The following is a 24,411-nucleotide window of genomic DNA, read 5'->3' on the forward strand; positions in this document are numbered from 1 at the left end:
ATTCAGCAATGTTTGCCCGGTGCCGGTGAGCTCAGGCTGGCCAGGCAGAGCACCGGGGTTTCTCCCGTCATCCGGGACCAGAGTACGCCCAGCGCTTCGGTGTTCACATCGGGTCGGGGAGTCCGGAAGCTTGCCGTAGGTTCTATGCCGCTGCCATTGCGGGTTGCGAGAACGAAGGTAAAAGGGTGAGCGCCAGGGATGCCCAGTCGGATGTCGGTGGCGGTGATGCGGTCGCCGACCTGATCGTAATCCAGAAAGCCCCGGGTAAACCATTCCAGACGCTGAGCCTCGGGCAGGTCCGACACTGCCTTCGCCAGATCGGGGCGGCGCGGGAAATATTCAAGATTCAACGGTGCATCACCGTCGAGGAAGCCAGTGACAATTTCCACCCGCTGATCCCCCTGCAGAGCCGTGGCACGCCACAACAGGGTGTTGAACGGCATGGGTTGAACCAGCAGGTCGGGGCTTTCAAGTCCCGCTTCCGCGAGCGCGGGTTGTACTCGCTGGGTAATGACCTGTTGGGCCAGGACACTCCAGCCCAGGTACAGGGTGGACACAGCCAGTCCCGCAATCACTGCGGACTTGGCCGGCGGCCGGGCAAGGAAAAACAGACAGCCGGCCAGCAGGGGCAGGGTATAGAACGGGTCGATTATAAAGATGCTGCTGATGGCCACCGGTGGCCCGATGGGCCAGAAAAGCTGGGTACCATAGGTGGTAAAAGCGTCCAGCAGCGGGTGAGTGATCAGGATCAGGCCCGTCAGGGCAAGCCATCGCTGGAAACTCAGTTGCGGTTTCCAGCGCCAGAGTAGCCATGCAAGGGCCACCGCCAGTGGGGCCAGAATGAACAGAGAGTGGCTGAACCCACGGTGCTGGGTGAAGTTGGCCACCGCCGTCCCGTAGTCGATCACCACATCCAGATCCGGCAGGGTGCCCAGCACGGCACCCGTCAGCAAAACCGAGCGGCCTAGGGTCTTGCCGGCTACGGCGCCGGCCAGGGAGGCGCCCAGGGCGGCCTGGGTGATGGAATCCATGTCAGATCAGTCTCGCTTCAAATTCGTTACCAGCAATAGTAGGCCGCCGACACTGCAATGGATCACTGGCTTGCAGGTACCCCGAGCTCCGACAGAACCGATTCACCAGGATAACCATCGGCCACCAGGTTGTTGGCGGTTTGGAACTGCCGGATGGCTGACCGGGTGGCCGGGCCCATGATGCCATCGGGCTTGCCGGGCTCATAGCCCCGTTGCTGAAGCGCTTGCTGAAGACTGATGATGTTGTCGCGGGACAGTGCCGGCGCATCCTCCGGTGGTGGGTTCTGCAACTTGCCTGCACCGGCAATCCGGTCCGCCAGGTGGCCCACCGCGATGGCGTAGAACTCGGAGCGGTTCCAGCCCATGATCACACGGAAATTGTGATAGGCGAGAAACGCCGGGCCACGGTGGCCTGCGGGCACCACCAGAGCGGCATCAATCGGTTCGCGGGCCAGGGCATTGCCGAAGGCATCGGTGATCCCCATGTTTCGCCATTCTTCCAGCGGCAGGCGGCGCCCGTCGGCCAGGGAATAATCGAAATTGTCGGGCAGCAGCACCTCGCGCCCCCAGCGATAGTCGCCGTTCCAGTTCATGGATTCCAGGAACCGGCCCGCAGACATCATGGCATCCGGCAGGCTGTTCCACAGATCCCGTCGACCATCGCCATCGGCATCGACAGCGTGCTTCAGGAAAACGGTGGGCATGAACTGCACGTGGCCCATGGCACCGGCCCAGGACCCTTCCATCTGGTCAGCCGGTATGGCGCCCTCATCAATGATGCGCAGGGCCGCGATCAGCTGCTCGGTAAAGAAGGTGCTGCGGCGGGGGTCGCAGGCCAGGGTTGTCAGGGAGCTGGGCACCGGCATCTTGCCGAAATAGCTACCGAAGTTGGTTTCCAGGCCCCAGAACGATACCAGATAGGGTGCTGGCACGCCGGTTTCGCGGGTGACCCGGGCGAGCAGGTCCTGGTGTTCCTTCAGCAGTTCGCGGCCCTTGCTGACGCGGGCGTCGTTAACCCGCCGGTTCAGGTAGTCAGCGAAGGTGGTGGTAAACTCCGGTTGACGACGGTCCAGCTCGATTACCCGTGCCAGATGCTGGACTCCGGACATCACCTCGCTGGCTGTCTTGCTGCTGACCCCGGCGGCAATGGCCTGTTCCTGAAGCCGGGCCTTGCATTCAGCGAACCCCGCCGGCTCGACCTCAGCGTTGTCCTGGGCGAAGGCAGGCAGTGACAGTAGTGACAGAAAACCGGAAAACAACAAGCCGCGGGTAAGGCCGCCCTGGTGAAGAATCCTTGCAGGTCTGGTCAGCACACAAAACCTCTATCAGGCTGATGGTGGTGGAATAGTCCTGAGCCCATGTTAGCGCGTTTTCCAGCCGGAGAAACACTGTCCGGGGCCCGGTGGAGTGACAATTCTTTAACCTGACGGTTCCCGGGAACGGCGGATTGTCGTCTTTTTGTTGCCGACAGGTTCCTGGCGTGGGTGTTTGTTCTATAGTTGGTCCATAGAATCGGGTTGTGGATAGGGGAAGGTCTGAACTATGGCAATGCTGAAAGCGCTGGTGGTGGATGACGCCAGCTTTGTACGTGATCTGGTCAAACGAACCGTTCGCCAGCGTTTTCCGGTGATTGAAACAACCGATGCCCAGAATGGCCGGCGGGCCCAGTCGCTGATGTCCCGTACCGCGTTTGACCTGATCCTGTGCGACTGGGAAATGCCCGAGATGTCAGGGCTGGAGTTGTTGCAATGGATGCGTCAGCAGCCCCAGTACGAAAATGTTCCCTTTATCATGATCACCAGCCGGGGTGACAAGGATCATGTGATCGAAGCGGTCAAGGGGGGTGTTTCCGAATATCTGGGCAAACCGTTCAGCCCCGAGGGGTTGAGCAAGAAGATCATCAAGGTAATGGGCCGCAAACTGAAAGAGGCCATGGATCGGAGCGGCAAGTCCATGGCCAGTCCGGCCGATGCCTTCAAGGAGTCGGCCAATCTGCTTACCCGCAAGCCGGAAACTGTGGCGGATAGCCCCGCCGCTTCAACCCCTTCATCACCCTCACAGGCCGCTCCTGCCGCAACTCCCAAACAGGCCCCGTCCCGTGGTCCGATGAGTATGGCATCGGTGCGCTTTGCGGAAAGCACCCTGAAATCGGTGGTCAAGGATATCAACCTGACCGAGGTGCGGGTCATCGCGAAGCGGGATCAGGTGTTTCCGGGGATTCTCGACCAGGCGGTAGTGGACATCGAGACCGGCGAGGGCCAGATGGCCCGCCTCAATGGCTACGTGCACCAGTTGCAGGCGGTGGACAAACGCCAGGACACGGATTTTGTCAGCGTCACCATCCGTTTTGTTGATGAAGATCCGAAAAAACTCGAAGACCTGTCGAGGTTTGTCGCACGCTTCCGCGCCGGGATGCGCTAACTCTCTGCCTTTTCCGGTACCCGCTCGACCAGTCGTTCCCGAGGGAAGTGACAGATGAACTCACTGCCCTCGCCAATCCGGCTGCGAATCTCCAGGTTGCCATCGTGGTTGAGCAGCACGTGTTTGACGATTGCCAGGCCAAGTCCGGTACCGCCGGTATCCTTGTGCCGGCTGGGATCGGCCCGGTAGAAGCGCTCCGTCAGGCGGGGTATGTGGACCGGATCAATGCCGATGCCGGTGTCCTTCACCGACAGGTGAGCACCTTCACGGTTGGTGGACCAGGCTACGTGGATCTGGCCATTCGCCGGCGTGTATTTCACCGCATTGAAGATCAGGTTCGAGAATGCGCTGCGCAGCTGGCTCTCATCGCCTTTCAGTAGCCGGTGGTCGCCGATGTGAACCGTAATCTCGTGCTGTTTTTCGCCGCTGAGCGCGCGGGCGTCGTGGCAGATCTGAGCCAGCAGCTGGTCTACGTCGGTCAGCGTGTCGTTGACTGTCTGTTCCCCGGTTTCGATGCGTGACAGCAGGATCAGGTCAGTGATCAGGGCTTCCATCCGGGATGACTGGGCGGCCATGGTGTTAATGGCGCGGCGCCACTTCGGTGGAAGATCCCCGGCGTTGTCCACCAGGGTTTCCAGGTAGCCGCTGATCACCGTAAGGGGCGTGCGCATCTCGTGGGAAACGTTGCCGACAAAGTCCCGGCGCATCTGTTCGAGCTGGTATAGCCGGGTCACATCCTTGGCGACGATCAGGCGGTCATCATCACCGAACAGGCTGATCTGGATCTGCAGGTGAATGTGGGGCTTGGCCGGGGAATGGATCTCCAGGGGCTCCCGGTAATTCCGGGAATCGAAGTAGGTCTTGAAAGCCGGGGTGCGTATCAGGTTGTGGATGTACTGCCCCTGGTCGGTATTGCGTCTAAAGCCCAGCAGGTATTCGGCAGAGCCGTTCCACCATTCCATGGCACCCCGGGAGTCGGTCATGATCACACCATCGCGCATGGCGTTGGTGGACTCCTGCACCCGGTTGATCTGGGCCCTTAACCGGTCCTGGGTTCTCAGGTGATTCTGGTGCAGTTTGTGGAGGTTGTCGAAGATATCCCCCCAGAGCCCGATGCTTTGTGGCGCCTCGTCGGTAGCGCTCGGGTTGGCCAGCCACTGGTAGAGGCGCCGGGCCTGAACCAGCGTCCACCACAGGTACACAATCAGCCCGAAGGTAAGGCCGTAGACGGGCTCTCCGAAGTAAAGACCAACCAGGGTGGAGCCAATCAGGCCACCGATAATGTAGCGCAGGTATCGTGACCAGTTGTGCTGCATCAAAAACTGCCTTGTGTCCGTTCCGGGGCTGATGCTCAGCTGGCCGGAGTTACTTACGCGGCTCTGGTCGAGAAACGGTAGCCGGTTCCCCGTACCGTCTGGATCAGATGATCGTACTGGTCGCCAAGAGCCTTGCGGAGCCGGCGGATGTGAACATCGACGGTTCGTTCCTCAACATAGACGTTGCCACCCCAGACCTGGTCCAAGAGCTGGGAGCGAGTATATACCCGTTCCTGGTGCGTCATGAAGAACTGAAGCAATCGGTATTCGGTGGGACCCATGGTCAGGGCTCCCTCCTCGGTGGTGACGCGATGACCGACCGGGTCCAGAGTCAGGCCTTCCACTTCGATTGGGCTGTCCACGCCCGGTGGTGTCGCACGCCGCAGGACCGCCTTCAGGCGGGCAACCAGTTCCCGTGGGCTGAACGGTTTGGTGATGTAATCGTCAGCACCCACTTCCAGACCCTGGATTTTGTTGTCTTCTTCAACTTTGGCGGTGAGCATGATGATGGGAATGTCGGCGGTCGCTTCCTCTTTCTTGAGACGACGCGCCAGCTCCACTCCGCTGGTGCCGGGCAGCATCCAGTCGAGGAGCACGAGATCCGGGTGTTTGTCGACAATCAGGGCATGGGCTTCCCGGGCGTCCGCTGCCTCCAGATAGTCATAATCCGCCATTTCGAGCGCCACCGCTATCATCTCGCGGATCGGGGCCTCGTCATCGACGATCAGGACAGTTTTTCCATTCATGGGCGTTAACCTGTTTCAGACCTTGATTTGTTGCTGCCCTATTACAACGTCCGAGTATTACAAGTATATGACAGGTTCAGCCCACTATCAGATCAATCACCAGGCCCGCAAATACCGCAAAGCCGGCCCAGTTGTTGTTCAGGAAGGCCTTGAAACAGCCATCCCGCTCACGTTCGCGGGCGAGGTACTGGTGGTAGACGAACAGGCATGCCATGGCCACGACACCCAGATAATAGAACGTGCCCAGTTCGGCGCGGTGGCCCACCATCACCAGAATCAGCACCACCATGGCTTGCAGCATGCCAATGATCGCCTTGTCAGCATCGCCGAACAGGATGGCCGTCGATTTGATGCCCACTTTCAGGTCGTCGTCCCGGTCCACCATGGCGTACAGGGTGTCGTAGGCCACGGTCCAGAGCACGTTGGCCGTGAACAGGAGCCAGGTGAGCTGGCTCAGTTCACCCGCTTCCGCCGCCCAGGCCATGGGGATGGCCCAGGAAAAGGCCGCACCCAGGAACAGCTGTGGCAGGTGGGTGTAACGCTTCATGAACGGGTAAATGAACGCCAGCACTGCACCGCCGAAGGACAGGTACAGAGTCAGCGGGTTGGTGAACAGAACCACCATCAGGAAGGAAACCAGACACAGACCGGCGAACAGCGCTACCGCTTCCCAGGGTTTAACCCGACCGGCGGTGAGCGGGCGGTCCCTGGTGCGTTTGACGTGTTTGTCCCAGTCGCGGTCGGCAAAATCATTTATAGCGCAGCCAGCCGCGCGCATGAAGAAGACGCCCAGGGTGAAAACAATGACATTGCCGAGACCGGGGCTGCCATCGCCAGCGAGCCAGAGGGCCCAGTAAGTCGGCCACAGCAGGAGCAGGGTTCCGATCGGGCGGTCTATTCTGAGTAGGCTGGCATAATCGGCCAGTCGGCGCTGGATAGGTTCTGGCACAGCGTCAGGCAGCATGGCGTGCGTCCGTCTGGTGTTCTGGGAATTGAATGAGAACAGCGATTATAGCCAGTCGCAGGAGGCCGGTTAAAGCGTGTTCCGCTGAAACAGCGCTGGTAGCAGGTATTCGCCAACCAGCAGGGAGCTGTTGTGGCCGCTGAACAGGGAGCGCCGGGCCAGTTCTGGCTGGCCAGGTGTGACCGGTTTGCAGAGGCCGGTTTCCAGCGGTCCCCGTTGCCAGTGGGGGCTGGTAAACAGGTAGGCGCCCAATGGCCGGTTTCCGAGGTGCAACAGTCGTCGCCCCTCACCTTCCAGGCAGTTCAGGGGAATGACCGTTCTGGCCAACACCCAGGGCTGGTTATCACCACACAGGCTGACTTCCCGTATCCACGCGAACTGGCGGTGTGGGATGCCGAGATGTCGGGCCTCCTCCTGCGTGGGCGCTGCAAAACCCTCGCGGCGGACCTCAACGTGAAAGGAGCGGCTGCATTGTTTTTGCAGGGCCCGTGTAAACGAGCCCTCTACCTGCAGCCAATATCGGGCAGGCCCATGAACCTCCGGGTTGCGAAGGCCGGCGGCCGTCAGCGATTGGTACCAGTCCGTCGGGGGGATGGTCAGGCGGCTGTCGATATCAGAGACCCTTGACTGCATAGATGCCAGGGGCATTGCGCCAGTAGCCCTTGTAGTCCATGCCGTAGCCGAACAGGAACCGGTCCTCCACGTTCAGGCCGGTGAAATCGGCTTTCAGATCCGGGCGGGCTTTGCGGTCGTGCTGCTTGTCGACAAGTACGGCCGTCAGTACCTCACTGGCACCGTGGGCTCGGCAGTAGTCGGCGATGGCGCACAGGGTGGTGCCCTCATCCAGGATGTCATCGATAATCAGAACGGTGCGGCCGTTCATATCCGCTTCGGGCTGCAGTTTCCACTCGAGGATACCGCCGGTGGTCTCCTGGCGGTAGCGGGTAGCGTGCAGGTATTCGGCCTGGACCGGAAACCGGAGCCGGGGTAACAACTGTCCGGTGAGGATGAGTCCGCCGTTCATCACGCAGAATAACAGGGGGTTACGGTCTTTCAGTCGGGCGGTAATATCGTCGGCCAGGTTGCCGATTGCAGTCTGTACCTGCTGTTCATCGACCAGGCAGTCGGCTTCGGCCATTACCTGGTTCATTTCGGCGACGGTATCGGTCATATCGGTCGGTCCTGTCGTAAAACCGGCGATTATACCGGAGAGGGGCGGCAGAAGGGAGGGGCCATCCCTGCTGTCAGATCTGTAATTGTGGCTATTGGCAGAAAACCCGGAACCGGGGCGTCGGCAATGGCATTGGTCAATTCCGGAGCGATGGGTATGATGGCCTGATTCGACAGTCGTTCGTATCTGTAATGCGAACGAAACACTTGCGCGCATGATTGTCCGACAATTACTATTGCGCCCGTATGATTTTGGGAGAAAACCTATGAAGAAGTGGCAGTGCGTGGTTTGTGGTCTGATTTACGATGAAGCTGAAGGCTGGCCCGAGGACGGCATTGAGCCGGGCACCAAGTGGGAAGACGTTCCGGAAGACTGGGTCTGCCCCGATTGCGGTGTCGGCAAGGAAGACTTCGAGATGATCGAGATCGGCTGATATTACCCGGCACGGCAGGTTGACCCCCGCCAAGGTTAGTCAAGTACAGGAACGCGGTTATGACTGAACAAGCCCCCATCGTTATCGTTGGCTCCGGTTTATCCGGCTATTCCCTGGCACGGGAAATCCGGAAGCAGGACAAGGATACTCCGGTTCTGATGGTGACCGCCGACGATGGCGTGAGTTACTCCAAACCCATGTTGTCCACCGGCTTTACCAAGGGTAAGGATGCCGACGGGCTGGCCCAGGGCGGTACCGACGCCATGGCGGAGCAGTTGAATGTCCAGATCCGGACCTTTGCCACGGTCACCGGCATTGATGCCGACGCCCACGAACTGATTCTCGGTGATGAACGCCTTGCCTACAGCAAGCTGGTCCTGGCCTGGGGCGCCGATGTGATCCGGCTTAGCCTCGATGGTGATGGTCAGGAGCATGTGTTTTCGATCAATGACCTGATGGATTACCGCGCCTTCCGTAATGCCCTGGGCGATGGCAAACGGGTGGCGATCATGGGGGCCGGTCTGATTGGGTGTGAGTTTGCCAACGACCTTCGCAATGGCGGTTACGAGGTTGATGTCATCGCGCCCTCCGAGGAGGTGATGCCTGGATTGCTACCAGAGACGGCCGCCAATGCCGTCCAGCAGGAACTGGAGAATCTGGGGGTTGGTTTTCATCTCGGCACTGTTGTCAATCGGGTCGACCGCAAGGGTGGCGGCGTCAGCCTGACCCTCTCCAATGGCGAGACCCTGGAGGCCGATCTGGTGTTGTCGGCTGTCGGCCTGCGCCCGAGAACCGATTTGGCAAAGGCTGCGGGCATTGAGACAGCCAGAGGCATTGTGGTGAATCGTGCGCTGGAGACGTCGGCGCCGGATGTCTATGCACTTGGTGATTGCGCTGAAGTGGACGGCCACGTCCTGCTTTACGTCCTGCCGCTAATGGCCTGTTCCCGCGCGCTCGCAAAAACATTGCTTGGTGAGCGAACCGAGGTGAGCTACGGCACGATGCCGGTGATGATCAAGACGCCTTGTTGCCCTACCGCTGTCTGCCCACCACCGTCCGAAGCCGAGGGCAGTTGGGAAACCGAGCAGGATGGCACCAGCGTCAAGGCGCTGTTCAAGAGCCCCTCAGGCGATGTCCTTGGGTTTGCGGTAACCGGCAGCTTTGCCATGGAGAAGCAGGCCTTGTCCAAAGAAGTGCCGCCGATACACGGCTGATTAATCCGACTCCCTTCCCACAGCCCCGGTAACGCGGGGCTGTTTTCTTTCAGCCGGCGACGGCTTTTCGTTGCGAAACTTCGCCGCTTGCGGTAGAAAACTCCGTCGTGTGCTAACGAAATCACAGGAGCAGGCATGCTTGAGGTAACCAAGAAACTGGTGGAGTTGCTGGATCTTTCACCCATCGGTGACGACCATTTCCAGGGTGACAGCGAGGATCTGGGCTTTCCCAATGTGTTTGGCGGGCAGGTTCTTGGCCAGGCGTTGATGGCGGCCAGCCGAACCGTTGAAGGGCGCCTGTGTCACTCCCTCCATGCCTATTTTCTGCGCCCGGGTAACCAGAGTATGCCTATCGACTACGAGGTCCAGCGCGTCAGGGATGGCGGCAGTTTCTCGGTACGTCGGGTGATTGCCCGTCAGGACGGCAAGGAAATCCTGACCGGTTCCATGTCGTTTCAGGTGGCCGAGGGGGGGTTCGAGCATCAACTGGCCATGCCGGATGCGCCGGACCCGGAAACACTGCGCTCGGAACAGGAATGGGGTGAAATGCTGGCGCCCCAGGTGCCGGAGAAGATGCGGCCGATCCTGACCCGCGACCGCCCGATCGAGATACGGCCGGTGAACCCGGTCAATCCCCTGAAGCCGGAGAAGCGCCCGCCTCACAAGCAAAGCTGGTTCCGGGCCCAGGGGCATCTGCCGGACGATCCCGTGCTGCACCGCTGCCTGCTGACTTACGCCTCGGATTTCCAGTTTCTCGGTACGTCGCTGAACCCGCACGGCCTGACCTTCATGAGCAAGGGGCTGCAGGTGGCCAGCCTGGACCACGCCATCTGGTTCCACCGGGATTTTCGCATGGACGAATGGCTGCTGTACGACAAGGACAGCCCCAGCGCTTCGGCAGGAAGGGGATTTAATCGCGGCAACTTCTTCAATCAGGACGGCGTGCTGGTGGCATCCACCACCCAGGAAGCCCTGATTCGTCAGAGGTCCTAGCCGGCTAGCCCAGTCTCCTTTGGTCCGGCTGAACGTTATTCTGGTCCAGCCAGGTCATCAGTTCATCGAAGGGTAATGGCGGTGTCAGCAGGTAACCCTGAATCATGTCGCAGCCCATGTCCCTGAGCAGGTTGGCGGTTACCTCATCCTCCACACCTTCCGCCACCACCCGATAGCCAAGGCTGTGGCACATATCAATGGTGGTCTGCACAATCACCCGGTCTTCTGCCTCGGTGGTCAGCTCCGTGACCAGTGAACGATCAATCTTGACCTCGCTGGCAGGTAGCTGCTTGATGTAGGACAGCGATGAATAGCCGGAACCAAAGTCATCGATCGATACCGGGATACCGGTAGCGCTGAGTGAGTTCAACGCCCGAAGGGAGTTCGCCGGGTCCTGCATCATGGAGGTTTCCGTCACCTCAAAAATAATGCTGCCCTGGTGACTGTGATAGCTGTTCATCAGGCGCTGGACAAAGATGGGAAAGTCCGGCTCCCTCAGGTTATTGGGCGAAATATTGATGGAAATGTTCAGTGGCCAGCCGCGCTCCAAAAGCCGTGAGCGTAATTCCAGTGACTGCTCGATTACCCATCGGGTCAGTGGTTTGATCAGCCCGGTCTGTTCCGCGAGCATGACAATCTCATCGGCGCGGATCGGTTTCGCCCGGCCGGGCCACCGGATCAGAACCTCAATCCCGACGATACGGCCTGTTTTCAGGCTTTGCTTGGGCTGCATGAACAGAGCAAGCTCGTTGGTGTTCAGGGCGTGTCGCAACTCCGACACGATGGTCAACCGGTCGGCGCTGTAGGAGTCCTTCTTGGATTTGTAGTAGGCGATGCCGCGCTCCCGGGCCGAATCCGAACCTTCGGCGATCACCGCCCGGCGTATCAAGGTGTTGGCATCGGTGCCGTGCTCCGGGAAGATGGCCACTCCGAGTCTTGGGTCCAGGGGAATCTGCATGCCCAGATAGTCGATCGGATAGCGTATGCCCTCCAGTGACTTCAGTATCGCCCGTGGAACGGAGCCCGTGGCATCGGCATCGACCACAAAGGCGAACGTCTGCGGGTCCAGTGATGCCAGGTAGAAATTTCTCCGGTCACTCTGCTCCACAGGCATAGCGCCCGGTAGCTCGCGAACCACTGCATTGTAGTGCTTGGACGCCAGTTCCAGAATCCGGTCACTGTTGCGGTGCCCCAGAGTCTTGGTGACCGACTGCAGGTTGTTCAGGTGGATGACCGCGACGCCGTAACGCCGCTCGGGGCTTCGCAGCATCAGATCGTTGAGCATCATCTCCAGGCTGCCCCGATTGGGGAGGCCGGTGAGGGGGTTATGCAGGGCGTGATCCATCAGCTTCAGCTCTGCCGACCGCCGCGCTGCCAAAGCATTCAGCTCCGCTTCCCGGGCGTCAACCTTGTCCTGTCTTTCCTGGTAAAGCCGCGCGGCCAGGGCCAGCGTAAGCAGAATGGCCTCCAGTGCTGACCCGATCTGCATGCCGTAAGTGGTCACAAAATTGTTGGGCAGCAAGCCGTACTTGTTGGCACCCGTTATTGCACTGCCGAGGGTTAGTGCCGCCCAGGCCACCGTGTAGTAACCGGCCTGCGGATTTCCTTTCCACCATTGAATCGGTCCGAGGATGGTGAGCAGCAGGCAGCTGGGAATGGCCAGGGCCACGGTCAGCCGGCTGCCGGTGCTGTAATCGACGAAGAAGGTCATCACGGCAACGGCTGCGTTCAGGGATATTGCGAAAACAACCAGCCGGTTGAGCGTTGGGCCGGTTCGAGGCAGCTTCAGGAACGAGCGCGAGAACAGCAGGGTGAACAGAACCGCCAGAGGCACTGCCATCAACATGATCTGGTTCTGGATGCCGGGGTTTTGTGGCCAGAGGAACTGATATGTGGCACCGTTCAACGCGCCGATGAGCAGCAGGTAACCCAGCGTTGACAGCACATAGAGCAGATAAACCGGTTCCCTCAGCGCGGCAAAGATAAACAGGTTAAAGAAGATGACCGTGATCAGGATGCCGTAGTAGACGGCATGCATCTGGTCCTCTGTGGAGGAATGCTCGAAGAATGCCTGGGCGTTCCACAGTTTGACGGGTATCTGCATCGCCCCTTCCGTACGTACTTCGAGCAGGATCCGGTACTGGCTGGCAATACTCTGCTCAAACGGAAAAAGAAAGTGCCGGTGGAGTATTGGTCGTTGATCGAAAGGAACGTGATCCCCGGTTGCTACGCGCCGGGCAATGCGTCCGTTTTCCAGCAGGTGAAAGGTGAGCTTGTCCAGCTGTGAGTAGCGAACTTCCAGCAGATTGATGGTTTCAGGGTGTGCCACCGGAAACCGAAGCCAGACGGTATCCCGGATATAACCGAAATTCGGACTTTCTTCCTCGAGCGTTTGCCAGTCGTCGGAGGCAAGCGCTTCACTGGCTGTCAGGTTTTCATCCGGCGCGACGCGCAGATACTCGATCTGCGGAACATACGACACCTCAGCCCCGAGGGACGGGGTGGTCAGGCCCGATAACAGCAGAAGCGTTATCAGAAAACGAAGCCAGAAGTTGGATGCCACGTTGAACCGTTTGCTTGTCATTTTCCAAACGAGTATGGCGTGTCGCCTTTGACGGCTCAAGTCGGCGGTAATCACTGTTTGGCAAATTTTTGTAGCCGGGGCTCAGATCTGCTCCAGCCATGACCGGACCCAGGGCACCGCTTCGACTTCCGGCTCCATGGTTTCGAGGGCATCAATCCGAAGGGTTTCCCCAACCTTTCGGGCAGCGGTTTCGTAAAGCGCTTCCTCAAGCAGGTCGCCAGCACCACAGAAAGTGTCACCGTAGGAGCTGTCGCCCAGGACGATAATGCCAAACGGCCGGCCCGGTTGTTGGGGTAGCTGATCGCGCAGTGCCAGATAGAAAGGCAGCAGATTCGCTGGCACTTCACCCTGCCCGGTCGTGGATGTGCATACCAGAAGAGGGTCGTTACTGGAGGTAATGTCATCCACAGCGGGGTTTTCAAGCACGGTCACATGGTGACCCTCGCCTTCCAGTTCCTTTTTGATGGCTCTGGCTGTCAGGAGCGCGCCACCGTAGACGCTGCCCACCAGGATTCTGATTGATGTCATAGGTTTCCTGCTCGTTGCCGAGGCAATGATTGAAGGGTTGTCCGGTGGCGCAAGATCATAGCGGGAGTGCTTTCCTGCCTCAAGGTGCGGGAGTGGGGGTGGCATCGGTTTCCTGGCTTCGAACCCGCGGAGCTATGCGGTTGCGCCCGGCTTCCTTGGCATTGTAGAGGTTCAGGTCGGCCTGTTTGAGCAGGTCATCCAGGGAGCGAGCCTTGGCAATTGAGCAGACGCCGGCGCTGATGGTCACCGGTAACGCCTGATCCCTGAATCGGAACGAATGCCTGGCAACTTGAGAACGCAACCTTTCAGCAAGCGTCAGGGCCTGCAGCAGGGAAGTGTCCGGTAATAAGACCAGAAATTCTTCGCCGCCCCATCGGGCCGCGACATCGGCCTGGCGGATCACTGTTCTCATCAATCCAGCGAACTCGCGCAGGACATCGTCGCCAGCATCGTGTCCGAACCGGTCGTTGATCTGTTTGAAAAGGTCCAGATCGATCAGGGCAATGGAAAAGTGATGCCCGGAGCGCTGGTAGCGGGCAAACTCCATGTTCAGGCGGCTTTGCATTTCACGACGGTTGGCAAGCCCGGTGAGTTCGTCCGTCCGTGCCGCATGCTCATGGGTTTCCGCAAGGGCCAGAAGTTCATTGCGCGCCTTCAGGCGGCTGGCTTCAAGCACGAAACAGAAAATCGATTCGAAGGTCAGGGCGGCGAAAAAACGGATCTTGAAATCCATGCTGTACTCCGCAGAGACCAGCGGGAGGCCGGGAAACTGGAATACCACCACTGCAATCAGGTAGCAGAACAGCAGAACGGCTGTGCCGGTTTTCAGATCGGTCAGGTAGAACAGCAACGGTGGAAAGACGTAGAACCAGAGTGGCCCGGTGTTGCTCTCCCCGCCGGAAGCAATCAGGTAAGTGAAAAGCAGTCCGACAACAACAATCATGCCGGCTTTCTGGCGGGCACGGTTGCCGGTAATTGCAAAGTACAGCATGTTCAGGGCAATCAGGCCGATAAAAGACCACAGTACCCAGGCATGGGTCGTGTGCTCGGCGAACCAGGCCTTGGCGCCGATGCCAATCAGAAACGCGATAGCGGTTGCCGAGAGCCAGGTGAGCAGTCGCGAGACCTGGACTTCTTCCCGTTCGCCGGCAGCGAGCTGCCCGGAGGAAGTTGAATGAGGCATGGAGACCTTGTTTGCTGTTTTTGTAATTTTGACGCTTTTAGTCGGAATTATGAGTCAAGTTAGTGAATTTTTGCAGTCCCGTCTGTGATGTGTTTACTCTGTGCGAAATGTAACCGTTTTATTTCATTTTCATGTCAAAAATTTTATAGTTGCCGCGCGGCAGAGTTCGCCCTCAATCCTCACAGACTAAACGAGACCTGAGCTGTTATGGCCCGTTCGAGCGGATTACTGGATACCCTTCTCACCAGCCCTACCACGGAACGATACAGGGTCGGCATCAGCCTGCTTTTCTTACTTGGTGTATGGCTGACTGTCGGATCATTCAGCCAGGGATTGCCCAACAGTATGCTGTTGATGGCCGCTGCGGTTATTGGCGGTTACATGGCAATCAATATCGGTGCCAATGACGTTGCCAATAACGTCGGCCCAGCGGTGGGTTCCGGGGCCTTGTCGCTGGGTGCGGCCGTCATTATTGCCGCTATCTTCGAAGCTGGCGGTGCGATCATCGCCGGTGGTGATGTGGTTTCCACCATCAAGGGCGGCATCATCGACCCTTCCAGCCTGGAAGATGGTCGGGCTTTCGTCTGGTTGATGACTGCCGCCTTGCTCGCTGGCGCGCTCTGGCTCAACCTTGCTACCTGGATGGGCGCGCCAGTGTCTACCACCCACTCCATTGTTGGTGGCGTTCTTGGTGCCGGTATCGCCGCCGGTGGCTGGGGTATCGCTGACTGGGCAGTGATGGGCAAGATTGCGGCCAGCTGGGTAATCTCGCCGGTTCTCGGTGGTGCCCTGGCAGCCCTGTTCCTGTTCGCGATCAAGAAGACCGTGTTGTATCGCAAAGAGGTCATTCCTGCGGCCAGGACCTTTGTTCCCTGGCTGGTGGCCATCATGGCCTGGGCTTTCGGAACCTATCTGATGATCAAGGGCGTCAAGAAAATCGTCAAAGTCGATTTTCTTGAGGCCACACTGATCGGTCTTGCCGCCGCTGCCGTCGTCTTTTTCATTATGCGCACCCTGGTGGGCCGCATGGCATCGACCATGGAGAACAGCTCGGCGGGGGTGAATTCCCTGTTCACCTGGCCGCTGATTTTTGCTGCCGCGCTGTTGAGTTTTGCTCATGGCGCCAACGACGTGGCTAACGCCATTGGTCCGCTGGCTGCTATCAATGACGCCCTTTCTGCTGATTCGGTTGTCATGTCGGCGAGCATACCGATGTGGGTGATGATGGTGGGCGCCCTGGGTCTGGCCGTTGGCCTGATGTTGTTCGGGCCCCGCCTGATCAAGACCGTTGGCAGTGAAATCACCGAGCTGGATAAGACCCGGGCCTTCTGTATTGCCCTGTCCGCGGCGCTGACGGTAATCCTTGCGTCTCAACTGGGCCTGCCGGTCAGCTCCACCCATATCGCCATTGGCGGTGTTTTCGGTGTTGGCTTCCTCAGGGAGTACCTGAAGTCCAACTACGCAACCCAACTGCACAAGATCATGGAGCACCATGATCCGGCCGAGCAGGAGCGCCTGAAACCTTTCCTGGATGATTTCCGCAATGCCTCGGTTGAGGAGATGGAAAATCTGCTCAAGCAGGCCAAGAAGAAAAAGCAGGTGCCTCTGTCCAAGTCAGAGCGCAAGCGCCTGAAGAAGATCTATCGGGAAGAAATGGTGAAGCGTTCGCATCTGGTGCGCATTGCGGCTGCCTGGATCATCACGGTGCCGGCGTCTGCCATCATGGCCGCCATCCTGTTCTTTACGCTCCGGGGCTTGTTGATCTGACCGGGCTGGTTGTATAAACCGAGTTTGGTCATACTATCTTTCAAAAGGGGTGTCTCACCCCTCAAGCCTATTTGTCCATGGAGTGAAGTATGAGTTCATCCGTTGAAAGCCGTCAGGCGAAGATGATTGATGAGCTGAGGACCTTTATCAAGAAGGTTCTGAGCGATCCGACCATTGCCGTCAAATCCATGGAGATCGCTCGGAAGCATCGCGGTCAGCCGAATGCCGAGGAGCTGATTGCACGGGAGATCAGTGCCAGCACCAATATCCGGATTCCGGAGAACTGGAGTGAGGCGGACAAGATGTTTCTGGATATCATCCATGATGTTCTGGATGATGAAGAGGCGCTTTACTGATCTACTCCAGGTTCATGGCCTGAAAGCTCGGGGAGGAGCCGGCTGGCGGGACGTTTCAAAAACACGCTGTGAATACGTCCCTGTACGCTTGGCTCCGCCATCCCTGGCTCCGCACAGTTTTTGAAACGTCCCCCCAGCCGACTCTTCAGGCTCCAGCGTTTGCCGCCGTACTCAAGCCTGTCTGGCGTTTGGCGTCGCCTGCTTCAATACCGCATCTGCCATCTGGTGCAGGATGCTGATCTCATCCTCGATACCCTCGTCCCGTGACAACTCTCTCTGTTCCGAAAGGATGTCTGCCAGGATTTCTTTGGTGGTCAGCGGATTGGCCAGTACCACCCGGAACACGATGCACGGGAAATTGAAGTAACGGGCCGGCTCCAGTCGGGTCCGTGAGACGAATGCCTTGCCCCGTTCCCGCTGGGTTTTCTGGATGAACTTGGTAATCCGGTTCAGGCAGGTGTTGAGCTTTTCCGCCTGCAGGGGATCGGCGATGGCAAGGGCTTCCTGGACGTTTTCCGGGCAGTAGCGGTAGGTCAGGATGTTCAGTTCGGGCCTGGTGACCAGCTCGAAATCAGGTTCTGCCTCGATCATGTCCGCGAAGGTTTTGGCCTTGTCGATGCCCTGGTCGATCAGGATTTCGTAGCCTTCCCGGGCCAGGATTTTCAGGCCGGAGTGGATCAGCATGGACATGCCGGGCCGGGAGCCCTCGAGGGTGGTGCTGCCCAGATCCCGGGAACCTTTACGGATGATGTACTGGGCGTGGTGTTCCACCGCGCTAGCGAGGCTCGGGTCGCGGAAGACCACCAGGCCCACGCCCATTGGGACGTAGAGCTGTTTGTGGGCGTCGAAGGTGACGGAATCGGCCTTCTCGATGCCGCGCAGCAGGTGTTTGTAGGTGCGGGAGAACAGGGTTGGCCCGCCCCAGGCGGCGTCCACGTGGAAGTGGGCGCCGAATTCCCGGGCGATGTCGGCCATGGCGTCCAGGGGGTCTACGTTGCCGGTTTCGGTGGTGCCGGCCACGCCGCAGATGGCCATGACTTTGATTTTCTGGCGCTGCAGTTCCAGGCACTTGTCCCGCAGGGCATCGGTGTTGATGCGGTTTTCGTCGTCGGTATCCACTGGGATCAGGGACTCGCGGCCCAGGCCGAGTACGTCGGCGGCCTTGCGCAGGGAGTAGTGGCCGCGGCGGGAGACGACGATGGCGGCGCCTTCGTAGCCGTAATATTTCAGGGCCCGGAACAGACCTTCCTGGTGCAGGCCCCGGAAGCTGCCTTCTGCCGGGAAGGCCCGGTTACGGGCTACCCACAGGGCGGTGAGGTTGGCGACGGTGCCGCCCGAGCACATGGCCCCCAGGGCGTAACGGGGGTCGTGCATCCACTTGCGGTAGAAGGCGCCGTCTTCCTGGTACACCAGGCGGTGAATCATGCCCAGTACCTGGCGCTCCATGGGCGTGAAGGCCTTGGAGGTTTCGGTTTTTACCAGGTTCTGGTTCAGGGCAATCATGATTTTCGACAGCGGCAGCATGAAATACGGCAGCGCTGAGGTCATGTGCCCGATAAAGGCCGGCGAGGCAGTGTGAACTGAGTTGGCTACCAGTTTGTCGAGCAGGAACTGGGCCTGTTCAGATACGAAGACGGGCTTCTCGGGAATGCTGTAGTCGGAGAAGTCTTTCTCCACATCCGAGAGGTCCCGTTCAACCGCAACAATGTGCTCCTGCAGAAAGCCTGCAAGATTGCTGGAGATGTTCTGGTCAATCCGGCTCAGCGTCGATTCCGGCGCCTCGGGCACCGTGAATACGCGATACATTGCCTCTACCGAGGCCTGGGCGGATTTTTTCTTTCCGGTCATAGGTGCCACTCACACTCAGTGGTCATCCGAAGGGCCGGTTCCGGATGCCCTGCGGATACGGCCGGCATTCTTGTCCGGCATTGGTTTCTGGTCACTTGCCGCTGGCAGGCGCACTGGCATCCCTGAGGGGGCGTAGTATACGGCCTGACAACAGGTTACGCCATACGGCTCCTGTGCGGAGGTGTCCGGTCAGAGTATTTCCCGGTGTATGTCCAGTATGGCAGCATCCACGCGTTCTTCGATGGCTTTTTCGATCTGGTCCAGGCGTTGGGTAATCTGCTGGGAGGAGGTGCCCAGGGCCGCGATGGTCCAGGTGGCGCAGTCGAGGGCCTCCTGGTCGGCGGTTTCGGCAACGGCCAGGTCGGGTTCTTTGCCCCAGACGGCCTTCAGGGCGGTAAAAACCTTGCGCTTGGCTTTGAGGTCGTCGCAGCCGTAGAGCTGGAAGTGCAGGGTCAGTACGCCAACGTGGGGCGTGATAACCGGCTGTTGGGGCGTTTGGCCTTCCCGCAGGAGTTTTCTCAGGGCTTCTGACATGTCTGGTTCGCCAGGATTTAAATGGGCTGAAAAGATGTCGGATTACGGCTTCGCCTAATCCGACCTACTGTCCGGGTAAAAGTTAACCGTAGGTCGGATTAGCCAAAGGCGTAATCCGACAGATCTGGTTAACAGGAATCTTTTAGCCTACTACAGGCGTTGCCCGTTTGATAATGGCTGCCGGATCCGTGCCCGAGGGCAGGTTGCCGTAGTTCATGCCGCCACTGGACTGCAGTCTCGAGGCACAGAACGCGTCGGCGACGGCGGCATCCGAGTGGCGCAGCAGCAGCGAGCCCTGCAGGGCCAGAGCCATGCGGTCGACGAGGTTGCGGGCGCGGTACTGGAAATCGCTGATGTCAGCGAAGTCGTGTTGCAGCTGCGCCAGGAACTGGTCGAACCTGCGGTCGGCGCCTTTGGCTTCGGCGGCTTCCTTGAAGAAGGCGTCGAGGGTTTCGGGCTCTTTTTGCAGGGCGCGCAGGGTGTCCAGGCATTGGACGTTACCACTGCCTTCCCAGATGGCGTTGACCGGAGATTCCCGGAACAGCCGGGGCATGATGCAGTCTTCCATCACGCCGCTGCCGCCGATGCATTCCATGGCCTCGTAGGCATGGTTCGGAGTGCGTTTGCAGATCCAGTATTTGCCCACCGGGGTGGCCAGGCGGGCGAGCAGGCGTTCGTGCTCTTTGTCCTGGTTGTCCAGGGCCCGGGCGATGCGCATGGTGTAGGCCAGTGCCGCTTCGCTTTCCAGGGCCAGGTCAGCCAGGACATTCTGCATCAGGGGCTGGTCGATCAGCCGGGCGCCGAAGGCGCTGCGGTGGCGGCAGTGGTGACTGGCCTGGGCGATGGCCTGGCGCATGCCGGCGGAGCTGCCGATCATGCAGTCAAAGCGGGTCATGGCCACCATTTCTATGATGGTGGGCACACCGCGGCCTTCCTCACCAACCATCCAGGCCAGGGCGCCCCGCAGTTCGGCTTCGCTGGAGGCGTTGGCAACGTTGCCCATTTTGTTCTTGAGGCGCTGGACCTGCCAGGGGTTTTTGGTACCGTCCGGGCGCCAGCGGGGCATCAGGAAGCACGACAGTCCTGACTGTGTCTGAGCCAGTACCAGGAAGGCGTCGCACATGGGGGCAGAGACGAACCATTTGTGGCCCACCAGCTCATAGGCCTGGCCCGGACCTCCTGCGCCGATCGGATAGGCTCTGGTGCTGTTGGCGCGCACGTCGCTGCCGCCCTGTTTCTCGGTCATGGCCATGCCGATGGTCACGGAGGTTTTCTGGCTGTCCGGCAGGTTCCGGGGATCGTAGCTGTCGGCCAGTATCCGGGCTTCCCAGTCCGCCGCCAGTTCTGGCTGTTTACGGATCGACGGGATCGCGGCGAAGGTCATGGTCACGGGGCAGCAGTGGGCGGCCTCTACCTGGGAATGCATGTAGTACTTGGCAGCACGGGCAACGTGGGCGCCCTGGCCCGGATGGCTCCAGGGACTGCTGTGCAGGCCATTGTCGAAGGCGATGCGCATCAGCTCGTGATAGGCGGGGTGGAAGTCCACCTCGTCAATGCGGTGGCCATAGCGGTCGTGGGTATTGAACACCGGCTTGTTGGCGTTGGCGCGAAACCCCAGATCAATGGTTTCAGCAGCCCCGGCCAGGGCTCCGAATGCCTTTAGGTCTTCGGAGGCTTTGCCGGCGCCTTCCCGAAGGGCAGCTTCCTGCAGGGCAAGATCCTGCTCGAACAGGTTGTAGTTCTCCAGAGCCGGGGGCTGGTTAAAGACCTCGTGGGTAGTCGCCAGGTAGCGATCTACCTGGTCATTTAAGGGCATCTCCGGGCGGGGCTGCGGCGCGTTCATGGCTACCTCCTGGTGCCGGTCAACCCCTGCATGCAAAAGCGGATGATGGAATTGACCAGCGGGTCATTGTTGTCTTGTGTTGCGCTGTTTCCCTGGCTGGTCTGTGTTGGTGACAATGGGCCAACCAGGCTTTCCGCAATGGCGCCTACCAGGCATGTACTGCTCTGGCGGGCGTCCTGATCCGGGATGCATCCTTCTTCGATGCCTTCACGGATCGCTTTCTCGAACAGATTGGCGTAGGCCTTGCGGTACGCCAGTCGCTCTTCTTCCACTTTCGGGTCCACCGGTTCGGCGATCAGTGACCAGGCCATTTGCGGGCCTTTCAGAGCCCGCTCTGCAAATTGTCTGAGAGCCCGTTCCAGCCGCTCAGCCCCGTTCCCGGCAGACGCCAGAGCTTCGGCGACTTTGTCGACTTCCCGTTGAGTCGCCAGTCGGAAAATTTCGGCGAACAGGTCCTCTCTGGACTCGAAATGCCGGTAGATAGTTCCTGTGGCAACGCCGGCCAGGCCAGCGATGCGGGTAACCCGGGCGCTTCTGAAACCGCCTTCGGCCACACACTGATAGGTGCAGTTCACAATCCGTTTACGCGCCTCGGCCTTGCGCTGGCGCATCTTCTCCGTTTCTCGATAGGCCATTCCAGCTCCCTGTAAATAGTGAATCATTATTCATTCTTTGTGTCAATTTTTTAGTCAACTGATGAATATAAAATTTCCACTTTCAATTCAATCGCTTGCTTGTGGATACAAAAAATTACAAAAAAGTCGTTGCCAGTAAATAGCGCGGTCACCAAAAGCAGATTATAAAGACGCCAAGACGAAGCCGCAGGCGGTCGTTCGTCGATACGGAGTGAGGTTCCCTGCGGGGGCGCAGCACTCGACCATCTGTTTTCGTTGATGGAGAAAAGATCATGAGTGAATTCGACGAAAGCAACCTGGAGCAGTCCGGAAGCTGGACCAGCGACGGTGACGACAACCATTCCATAGCCGGCCGTGCACGAGTTCGCGCACAGTTGCAGGCAGACATCGAAGCGTTCCTCAGTCAGGGCGGCAAAATTCAGGAAGTGGATACATCCTTCCGCTCCGACACGCCTCGCAAGGTGGAAGTGGGTTTTAACAACCGCTCCCTCTGAACGCTGACACGGTAGACCGGGGCGCCCCGCCCCGGCTCCGTTTTTGATCCCTGTCTCGGTATGACTGGTCAGCGTCGTTTATCCTTATTCATTATTATTTTGCGCCGTTAGACCGGGCAAATCGCCAGTCACCCGATGATCCGGAACGCCTTTGGTAATGAAGTCCCATTCCCGTCTTTTGCTTGTTTTGCTACTGATAATAGCAGTTGTTGGCAGCTTCTGGCTGCTGAGAGCAGATCCGGCCCGAGTTGGCGAAACCGCTACTTCTGTGCGTGTAGAAGAACGGTCGATTGCAATGGGTCAGGAGGAGGGCGTTGCTGCTCCATCGGACCTGGTGAGCAGGGCGCCCGCGGCCCATGTGCCTGATCAGTTGCCAGACTCGCTGGCCGGTACATCAGTGCCGGATGGGTGGGCCCGGACAGACCGGCTTGGCAATCTCATCCCAACCCCACACCTGCGGCAGCTGTTCGAGTATTTCCTTTCAGCCCTGGGAAAGGAATCGCTGCAACAGCTGGTGGCACGTATTGAGACGGCTCTGTCGGTCCTGGATGAGCCGGCGAGATCCCAGGCCCTCACAACCCTTGGCAACTATCTGGAATACAAACTGGCGGTTTCTGATCTGGAACAGAGCTACGGAGAGGTGTCCGGACTCGGCGCCGGGGAAATGCAACGGAGGATGGCAGAGATCCAGGCCCTGCGCCGTACCTGGCTGGATGCTGACACTGCCGACGCTTTCTTTGCCGACGACGAGGCAGTGGACCGTTTTCAGATTGAAAAGCTCAGAATCACGAGCAATGACAGTCTGACTGACGAGCAGAAGGCAGAAGCTCTGCGTCAGGCCGAGTCCTCCCTGCCAGAGCCCATCCGCAAGGCCAGGGAAGATACCCGCCGTTTTGCCGACTATGAACAGGCACGCCGGGAGCTGGCAGATGATCCTCAAGCGCTTGCGGCCTGGCGTCGGGAGGTTTTCGGCGAGGCTGCGGCGGACAGGCTCGCCCGACTTGAGGTGGAGCAAAAGGCCTGGGATCGCCGGTGGCAGGCCTACGCCGATGAGCGGGACCGGTTGTTGTCCTCGGGGCTGGCTGGGCCGGAACGCAAGGAAGCGCTGGAGCGACTCAGAGCCAGCCACTTCAATGAAACCGAACGGGTCCGTGCCCAGGCGCTGGATTCGATCCGGTAATCAGTCTGTCATTTAATCGCCTTATCCTGCTGAGGGAGTCTGCAACCAGCGGCGTTGGCCGTGTATGATGGCGCAAAGGGCGCCCGGCCTATGCCGCGCCGGCCCATCAGACATCTTGTTCAGCCATTCAGGAGGTTGTCAGTGCCGATTCCGACTCCCCGTGCGTTTCCCGCCACCCGCCTGCGCCGCAACCGGGCCAGCGACTTTTCCCGTCGCCTGGTGCGGGAAAACCAGCTCACGCCGGACAACCTGATCTATCCGGTGTTTGTCCTGGAAGGTGAGGGGCAGCGGGAACAGGTGCCATCCATGCCGGGCGTGGAGCGCCTGAGTATTGATCTGCTGGTTGAGCAGGCGGCGGAACTGGTGGAATTGGGCATCCCGGCCATTGCCCTGTTTCCGGTCGTCCCGGCTGAGAAAAAGAACCTCTCCGGTTCCGGGGCCTGGGATTCCGATGGCCTGGCGCAGAGAGCGGTCCGTGCCCTGAAAGCCGCCCATCCGGAGCTGGGCGTGATTACTGACGTGGCACTGGACCCGTTCACCACCCATGGCCAGGATGGCATCATCGACAATGACGGGTATGTTCTAAACGACGTCACCATCGAGGCGCTGGTCAATCAGGCGCTTTCCCATGCCGACGCCGGTGCCGATGTGGTGGCGCCGTCAGACATGATGGATGGGCGGATTGGTGCCATTCGCGAAGCCCTGGAAAACGGCGGTCATGTGAATACGCGGATCCTGGCCTATTCTGCCAAGTACGCCTCAAGTTATTACGGACCTTTCCGGGATGCGGTGGGCTCGGCGGGCAATCTTGGCAAGGGCAACAAGGCCACCTACCAGATGGATCCGGCCAACGGCGATGAGGCATTGCATGAAGTCGCCATGGACCTGTCCGAAGGTGCGGATATGGTGATGATCAAGCCAGGCATGCCGTATCTCGATATCGTGCACCGGGTGAAGACGGAGTTGCGGGTTCCGACATTTGTCTACCAGGTCAGCGGTGAGTACGCCATGCACATGGCGGCGGCCCAGAACGGCTGGCTGGACGGCGATGCGGTAATGATGGAGAGCCTGATGGCCATGCGCAGGGCCGGGGCCGACGGAATCCTCACCTACTTTGCCGTGCGCGCGGCCCGACTGATGCGGGATCGAAAACACGGATAGATCAAGCAA

The 24,411-nt window shown here is 59.3% G+C and carries 23 protein-coding genes; 9 read left to right on the forward strand and 14 right to left on the reverse strand.

The genetic code is table 11. The features are described 5' to 3' along the window. Positions 1 to 2 precede the first annotated feature (2 nt). Both QZ534_RS10560 and QZ534_RS10565 read right to left on the reverse strand, forming a co-directional pair. A complete protein-coding gene (locus QZ534_RS10560) occupies positions 3 to 1,031 on the reverse strand; it encodes a metal-dependent hydrolase (protein WP_296934313.1) in 1,029 nt (342 codons plus the stop codon). 62 nt (positions 1,032 to 1,093) lie between these two features. Continuing rightward, positions 1,094 to 2,344, reverse strand: coding sequence for a lytic murein transglycosylase (locus QZ534_RS10565; protein ID WP_296934315.1), 1,251 nt, complete (start codon positions 2,342 to 2,344; stop codon positions 1,094 to 1,096). Positions 2,345 to 2,573: 229 nt separating this feature from the next. Here QZ534_RS10565 and QZ534_RS10570 point away from each other — a divergent pair, with 229 nt between their 5' ends. Then, positions 2,574 to 3,452 carry a response regulator gene (locus QZ534_RS10570; RefSeq protein WP_296934316.1) on the forward strand — a complete coding sequence of 293 codons (879 nt, stop codon included), beginning with the start codon at positions 2,574 to 2,576 and terminating at the stop codon, positions 3,450 to 3,452. Here QZ534_RS10570 and phoR read toward each other — a convergent pair. The 5 genes from phoR to QZ534_RS10595 form a co-directional block, all read right to left on the reverse strand. Next, a complete protein-coding gene (gene phoR / locus QZ534_RS10575; RefSeq protein ID WP_296934318.1) occupies positions 3,449 to 4,768 on the reverse strand; it encodes a phosphate regulon sensor histidine kinase PhoR in 1,320 nt (439 codons plus the stop codon). The genes QZ534_RS10570 and phoR overlap by 4 nt on opposite strands. A gap of 53 nt (positions 4,769 to 4,821) precedes the next feature. Then, entirely contained in the window at positions 4,822 to 5,514 is a 693-nt protein-coding gene (gene phoB, locus QZ534_RS10580; RefSeq protein WP_296934320.1) for a phosphate regulon transcriptional regulator PhoB, read from the reverse strand. 76 nt (positions 5,515 to 5,590) lie between these two features. Then, a complete protein-coding gene (gene ubiA / locus QZ534_RS10585; protein WP_296934322.1) occupies positions 5,591 to 6,478 on the reverse strand; it encodes a 4-hydroxybenzoate octaprenyltransferase in 888 nt (295 codons plus the stop codon). 69 nt (positions 6,479 to 6,547) lie between these two features. Further along, positions 6,548 to 7,111 carry a chorismate lyase gene (locus tag QZ534_RS10590; RefSeq protein WP_296934398.1) on the reverse strand — a complete coding sequence of 188 codons (564 nt, stop codon included), beginning with the start codon at positions 7,109 to 7,111 and terminating at the stop codon, positions 6,548 to 6,550. Further along, positions 7,092 to 7,649: a hypoxanthine-guanine phosphoribosyltransferase gene (locus tag QZ534_RS10595; RefSeq protein ID WP_296934324.1), complete on the reverse strand. Its 558-nt coding sequence runs from the start codon at positions 7,647 to 7,649 to the stop codon at positions 7,092 to 7,094. The genes QZ534_RS10590 and QZ534_RS10595 overlap by 20 nt, the downstream gene beginning before the upstream one ends. 265 nt (positions 7,650 to 7,914) lie before the next feature. Here QZ534_RS10595 and QZ534_RS10600 point away from each other — a divergent pair, with 265 nt between their 5' ends. From QZ534_RS10600 to QZ534_RS10610, 3 genes are all read left to right on the forward strand, one after another. Beyond that, positions 7,915 to 8,082 (forward strand): rubredoxin, encoded by a 168-nt coding sequence (locus QZ534_RS10600; RefSeq protein ID WP_008173532.1) that lies wholly within the window; start codon positions 7,915 to 7,917, stop codon positions 8,080 to 8,082. 59 nt (positions 8,083 to 8,141) lie between these two features. Then, positions 8,142 to 9,296 (forward strand): FAD-dependent oxidoreductase, encoded by a 1,155-nt coding sequence (locus QZ534_RS10605; protein ID WP_296934326.1) that lies wholly within the window; start codon positions 8,142 to 8,144, stop codon positions 9,294 to 9,296. Positions 9,297 to 9,431: 135 nt separating this feature from the next. Continuing rightward, positions 9,432 to 10,289, forward strand: a complete 858-nt coding sequence (locus QZ534_RS10610; protein WP_296934328.1) for an acyl-CoA thioesterase II — start codon at positions 9,432 to 9,434, stop codon at positions 10,287 to 10,289. A 4-nt stretch (positions 10,290 to 10,293) separates the two neighbouring features. Here the strand turns inward: QZ534_RS10610 and QZ534_RS10615 are convergent, their stop codons facing one another. The 3 genes from QZ534_RS10615 to QZ534_RS10625 form a co-directional block, all read right to left on the reverse strand. Further along, complete coding sequence (locus tag QZ534_RS10615) at positions 10,294 to 12,852, reverse strand: EAL domain-containing protein (protein WP_366935817.1); 2,559 nt, start codon at positions 12,850 to 12,852, stop codon at positions 10,294 to 10,296. A 102-nt stretch (positions 12,853 to 12,954) separates the two neighbouring features. Continuing rightward, a complete protein-coding gene (locus QZ534_RS10620; protein WP_296934332.1) occupies positions 12,955 to 13,401 on the reverse strand; it encodes a flavodoxin in 447 nt (148 codons plus the stop codon). A gap of 79 nt (positions 13,402 to 13,480) precedes the next feature. Further along, entirely contained in the window at positions 13,481 to 14,584 is a 1,104-nt protein-coding gene (locus tag QZ534_RS10625; RefSeq protein WP_296934333.1) for a GGDEF domain-containing protein, read from the reverse strand. A 207-nt stretch (positions 14,585 to 14,791) separates the two neighbouring features. Between QZ534_RS10625 and QZ534_RS10630 the strand changes: the two genes are divergently transcribed. Both QZ534_RS10630 and QZ534_RS10635 read left to right on the forward strand, forming a co-directional pair. Continuing rightward, positions 14,792 to 16,351, forward strand: a complete 1,560-nt coding sequence (locus QZ534_RS10630; protein ID WP_296934335.1) for an inorganic phosphate transporter — start codon at positions 14,792 to 14,794, stop codon at positions 16,349 to 16,351. Between the two features lie 89 nt (positions 16,352 to 16,440). Continuing rightward, positions 16,441 to 16,707 (forward strand): hypothetical protein, encoded by a 267-nt coding sequence (locus QZ534_RS10635; RefSeq protein WP_296934337.1) that lies wholly within the window; start codon positions 16,441 to 16,443, stop codon positions 16,705 to 16,707. 171 nt (positions 16,708 to 16,878) lie between these two features. Here QZ534_RS10635 and panP read toward each other — a convergent pair whose 3' ends face one another. The 4 genes from panP to QZ534_RS10655 form a co-directional block, all read right to left on the reverse strand. Beyond that, positions 16,879 to 18,555: a pyridoxal-dependent aspartate 1-decarboxylase PanP gene (panP, locus tag QZ534_RS10640; protein ID WP_296934339.1), complete on the reverse strand. Its 1,677-nt coding sequence runs from the start codon at positions 18,553 to 18,555 to the stop codon at positions 16,879 to 16,881. Positions 18,556 to 18,744: 189 nt separating this feature from the next. Beyond that, positions 18,745 to 19,089: a DUF503 domain-containing protein gene (locus QZ534_RS10645; protein ID WP_296934340.1), complete on the reverse strand. Its 345-nt coding sequence runs from the start codon at positions 19,087 to 19,089 to the stop codon at positions 18,745 to 18,747. A gap of 142 nt (positions 19,090 to 19,231) precedes the next feature. Further along, complete coding sequence (locus QZ534_RS10650) at positions 19,232 to 20,932, reverse strand: isovaleryl-CoA dehydrogenase (RefSeq protein ID WP_296934343.1); 1,701 nt, start codon at positions 20,930 to 20,932, stop codon at positions 19,232 to 19,234. A 2-nt stretch (positions 20,933 to 20,934) separates the two neighbouring features. Continuing rightward, positions 20,935 to 21,567, reverse strand: coding sequence for a TetR/AcrR family transcriptional regulator (locus QZ534_RS10655; RefSeq protein ID WP_296934345.1), 633 nt, complete (start codon positions 21,565 to 21,567; stop codon positions 20,935 to 20,937). 272 nt (positions 21,568 to 21,839) lie between these two features. Between QZ534_RS10655 and QZ534_RS10660 the strand changes: the two genes are divergently transcribed. From QZ534_RS10660 to hemB, 3 genes are all read left to right on the forward strand, one after another. Further along, complete coding sequence (locus QZ534_RS10660) at positions 21,840 to 22,061, forward strand: hypothetical protein (protein ID WP_296934348.1); 222 nt, start codon at positions 21,840 to 21,842, stop codon at positions 22,059 to 22,061. Between the two features lie 157 nt (positions 22,062 to 22,218). Further along, on the forward strand, positions 22,219 to 23,241 hold the full coding sequence (locus QZ534_RS10665; RefSeq protein ID WP_296934351.1) for a lipase secretion chaperone: 1,023 nt from the start codon (positions 22,219 to 22,221) through the stop codon (positions 23,239 to 23,241). Positions 23,242 to 23,382: 141 nt separating this feature from the next. Then, positions 23,383 to 24,402 carry a porphobilinogen synthase gene (hemB, locus tag QZ534_RS10670; RefSeq protein WP_296934353.1) on the forward strand — a complete coding sequence of 340 codons (1,020 nt, stop codon included), beginning with the start codon at positions 23,383 to 23,385 and terminating at the stop codon, positions 24,400 to 24,402. Positions 24,403 to 24,411: the final 9 nt, after the last annotated feature.

The organism is uncultured Marinobacter sp. (assembly GCF_913055835.1).
In the GTDB taxonomy this organism is placed as follows: Bacteria; Pseudomonadota; Gammaproteobacteria; order Pseudomonadales; family Oleiphilaceae; genus Marinobacter.